Annotated in this window: 4 protein-coding genes; all 4 read left to right on the top strand. The window is 45.3% G+C overall.

Annotated features, from left to right (window positions below):
- The first annotated feature begins 83 nt into the window (after positions 1-83).
- Positions 84-797, top strand: coding sequence for a response regulator transcription factor (locus tag RMO55_RS00330; protein ID WP_310421758.1), 714 nt, complete (start codon positions 84-86; stop codon positions 795-797).
- Between the two features lie 203 nt (positions 798-1,000).
- Positions 1,001-1,336, top strand: coding sequence for a CsbD family protein (locus RMO55_RS00325; protein ID WP_310421756.1), 336 nt, complete (start codon positions 1,001-1,003; stop codon positions 1,334-1,336).
- 138 nt (positions 1,337-1,474) lie between these two features.
- Positions 1,475-1,642, top strand: coding sequence for a hypothetical protein (locus tag RMO55_RS00320; protein WP_310421753.1), 168 nt, complete (start codon positions 1,475-1,477; stop codon positions 1,640-1,642).
- Positions 1,643-1,703: 61 nt separating this feature from the next.
- Positions 1,704-3,140 (top strand): PRC-barrel domain-containing protein, encoded by a 1,437-nt coding sequence (locus RMO55_RS00315; protein WP_310421751.1) that lies wholly within the window; start codon positions 1,704-1,706, stop codon positions 3,138-3,140.
- Positions 3,141-3,337 lie beyond the last annotated feature (197 nt).

Here is a 3,337-nt window from a genome sequence, read left to right as displayed (position 1 = left end):
CGGCCTAATCACCGTGGCGAGCGTCATAGTTTAAAATGGATGTGTATATGGCATTAATTCTCTCAGTTTAGATAGGTGTTATTTTGGAAAAACCGATTCGGATTGCGATCGTTGAAGACCATGAATTGACCCGCATTGGGCTAGAAGCGGCTCTCAAACGTCGTGATGGGATTGAAGTAGTCGGCGATGCTGCCAATGGTTATCAGGGTTTAAATCTATTACAAACAACCAAACCCGATCTGGCGATCGTTGATATTGGATTGCCAGATATCGATGGGATTGAAATGGTGCGGCTATTTCGCGAGAATCAGGGCGAGAACCCCAGTCCGACTAAGATTTTGATGTTGACCATGCATAAGGGCGAAGACTCGGTGATGGCGGCATTTGCGGCGGGAGCAGATGCTTATTGCATGAAAGATATTAATATGGATAAACTCGAAGAAGCGATTCGATCGACCCATGAAGGCAATCCCTGGATCGATCCGACGATCGCCAGTATTGTGCTTCAGCAACTCCGTAAAAATAGCTCCTCATCAGCAGACAAAGAGAAAACCATCCAAATTAAAGGATTGGAGGGAGATTATGCGGATATTGTTGGTAGTGCAGGTTTGACCGATCGAGAAATCCAGATCTTACAATTAATCGTGCGTGGTTGTAGTAATGGCGAGATTGCCGAGCAGTTATTTGTCACTGTTGGGACTGTCAAAACCCACGTTCGCCATATTTTAAATAAACTTTGTGTGGACGATCGCACTCATGCCGCAGTTTTGGCATTACGCGGTGGTTTGATTGAATAGATGGTGAATGGACAGATGGTGGATGGTGATATCACTCTACCAAAAGAGAGCGATCGAGTCTATCATAGTCCACCTCTTTGGATAGATGAATTCACCTGCTAAGTTGCGTAAAGTAAAGATATCGAGAGGTTTGATATTAAGTCAACTAAAAGTTACTAAGTTAACTTCTTGATTCTCAATCAAAACTTATAGGAATATCTATCATGAGTCTCGAAGAAAGAGCTAAAGCAACTGCTAAAAACGTCGAAGGTAAAGTTCAAGAAGCTGTTGGTAATGTATCTGGAAGCAATGTCGATCGCCAAGAAGGTCGAGCAAAACAAGCTGAAGGTGATATCCGTAATTCAGCCGAAGACCTAAAAGAAAAAGCTGCCGATCTAGCTGAAGGTGCAAAAGAGCGGGTAAAAGCTGCTGCATCAAAGGTCACTGGCAAAGTAGAAGAGCTAATGGGCAACGCAACCGACGATCCTACCAAAGTAGCTGAAGGTAAAGTAAAACAGGTTGAAGGTAATGTCCGCAATGCCAAAGAAGACCTGCGCTAGTCGCTAACTACTAGCCAATTCCTACACACTTAACTCTTCTTTCAATTAAATCTGGGTGGCTAAACCCGCCCAGATTTTTTATCTTTGATAGTTAACTATCGATCTGCTAATTCACCACTATCAAATATGGAGTTTACGATGCCACGTCTGATCGGCAAACAATCGAATTCAGCTATTCCATTGAGTTTATTGATTCTAGCTTCAGTTGCTGTAGTAACCGGATTAGAATACATCGGAGCGATTAATATTATCAACGGCTTTGGTAATGATAGAGTCGAAATTCGCACCTATCCAGAACAACCCTAAAAGTAAATCGTCAGTAGTTTTTGTAACCAAAAAATCATTATTAAAGTTGAGGATAAATCAGATGCGTAAAGGTAGTGACATTGTTGGTAAACCGATTGTTGCCTATGATACTGGCGAAAAAGTCGGTCGAGTTAGAGACTTGATTTTTGATCAAGAGCGTAACTATTTAGTCGCTTTGCTCGTCCAAGAAGGTGGGTTCATGAGCGACGCTAGAGTTCTTCCCCTGCTGGCGATTCAATCGATTGGCATGGATGCAGCAATTGTTAGCAGGGCAGATAATATTATTCCCGCTAAATCAGATCCGCAAGTAGCCGCAATTCTCGCTCGCAATAACATCATGAACGGTACCCATATCATGACTGTATCTGGTCAAGATCTAGGGAAAATGGTCGATCTCTACTTCGATGAAACTACGGGCGCGATCGAGGGTTATGAAGTTTCCGGTGGAATTTTTGCCGATGCTTATTCCGGTAGATCTTTTGTCCCTGCTGTCCAAACTCTCCGCATTGGCGAGAACTACGCTTTTGTCCCCGCGATGGTGGCGGACTTAATGGAAGAACAAGTGGGTGGCATCAAAGCTGCGATCCAAGATACCAGTGAGAAGGTACAAGCTGCTGCTCACAAAGCGGGCGAACAGATCTCGGAAGTTAGTCGTCAGGCTACAACGCAAGTAGCTAATGCGATCGTCGATCCTGAAAGTCAAAAACAATTTGTACTGGGACGAAAAACTGCATCAGAAGTCTTACGCCCCGATGGATCTGTATTTTTAACTCCAGGTAAGATCGTCACGATGGCAGACGCGATGACTGCCGAAAATATTGGGATCTTGGATCGTCTCTATCGTGCTGCTGGCGGCAATCTAGCCGAGGATGCCAAGCAACGAGCCAGTGAGATCGCTCAGGATCTGACTCAAAAAGCCAATGCTACTACTGCTCGGTACACGATTGACCAAGCATTGGGACGCAGAGCTACTACGGTGGTGCGTACCCGCGATGGTTTAATCGTGGCTGCACCAGGTCAAATTGTCACCGAAAAAACGATCGAGCGGGCACAGACATATCACCTGGAAGAGGCATTATTGCGCTCTGTTGGTCTTTCTACCAGTAATGCGGCTAAATCTAGCGCGAATGATGCTTTAGATGCTGCCTCTAGCCAAATTAGCCATACTGGAGATCGGGTTCAAAGTGGGATCGCACAATCGATTGAATGGGCAAAACAAACGGGCGAAAAACTTCGCTCTCAAACTACCCACGCGCTCGAAGAACAGCAAATCAAAGGTGCTCTCGGTCGTCCGGCTACTCGCGTAATTTTAGACAAACAGGATCGGGTGATTTTAAATACGGGTGAATTGATTACCCATAGATCGATCGAGGCTGCCAGACGCGCCGAAATGTTGGAAGTGCTGCTATCGTCTGTTTACACCAAAACCCCCGAATTTAGTGAAGCGACTTTACGCGCTCCAGAACCAGGTCGAGCATCGCTTCCTGCTGCTAGTTAAGCTCACATCTTGCATCAAAACAAAGTTACTAGTATTGAGAGGGTAGAGGGTAGAGGGTAGAGGGTAGTTTTCAGGAAATAGTTACTAGTTTGGAGCAAAATTTGTCAGTCTTTATGTACTGTCTTGTCACAGCGAGATCTGGAGGGAACCTCCGCCAGCGCGTTGGCGTTGGCAAAGCCTGCCGTAGGCACAGCCTC

It is taken from the genome of Chamaesiphon sp. VAR_48_metabat_135_sub, from assembly GCF_031418915.1.
In the GTDB taxonomy this organism is placed as follows: domain Bacteria; phylum Cyanobacteriota; class Cyanobacteriia; order Cyanobacteriales; family Chamaesiphonaceae; genus Chamaesiphon.
The sequence above is the reverse complement of the archived record's forward strand: the minus strand, read 5'-3'. Positions and strand labels throughout refer to the sequence as shown.

Coding starts and splice junctions, on each gene's coding strand:
- RMO55_RS00325 (WP_310421756.1), top strand. CDS start 1,001: ATGAGTCTCGAAGAAAGAGCTAAAGCAACTGCTAAAAACGTCGAAGGT.
- RMO55_RS00320 (WP_310421753.1), top strand. CDS start 1,475: ATGCCACGTCTGATCGGCAAACAATCGAATTCAGCTATTCCATTGAGT.
- RMO55_RS00315 (WP_310421751.1), top strand. CDS start 1,704: ATGCGTAAAGGTAGTGACATTGTTGGTAAACCGATTGTTGCCTATGAT.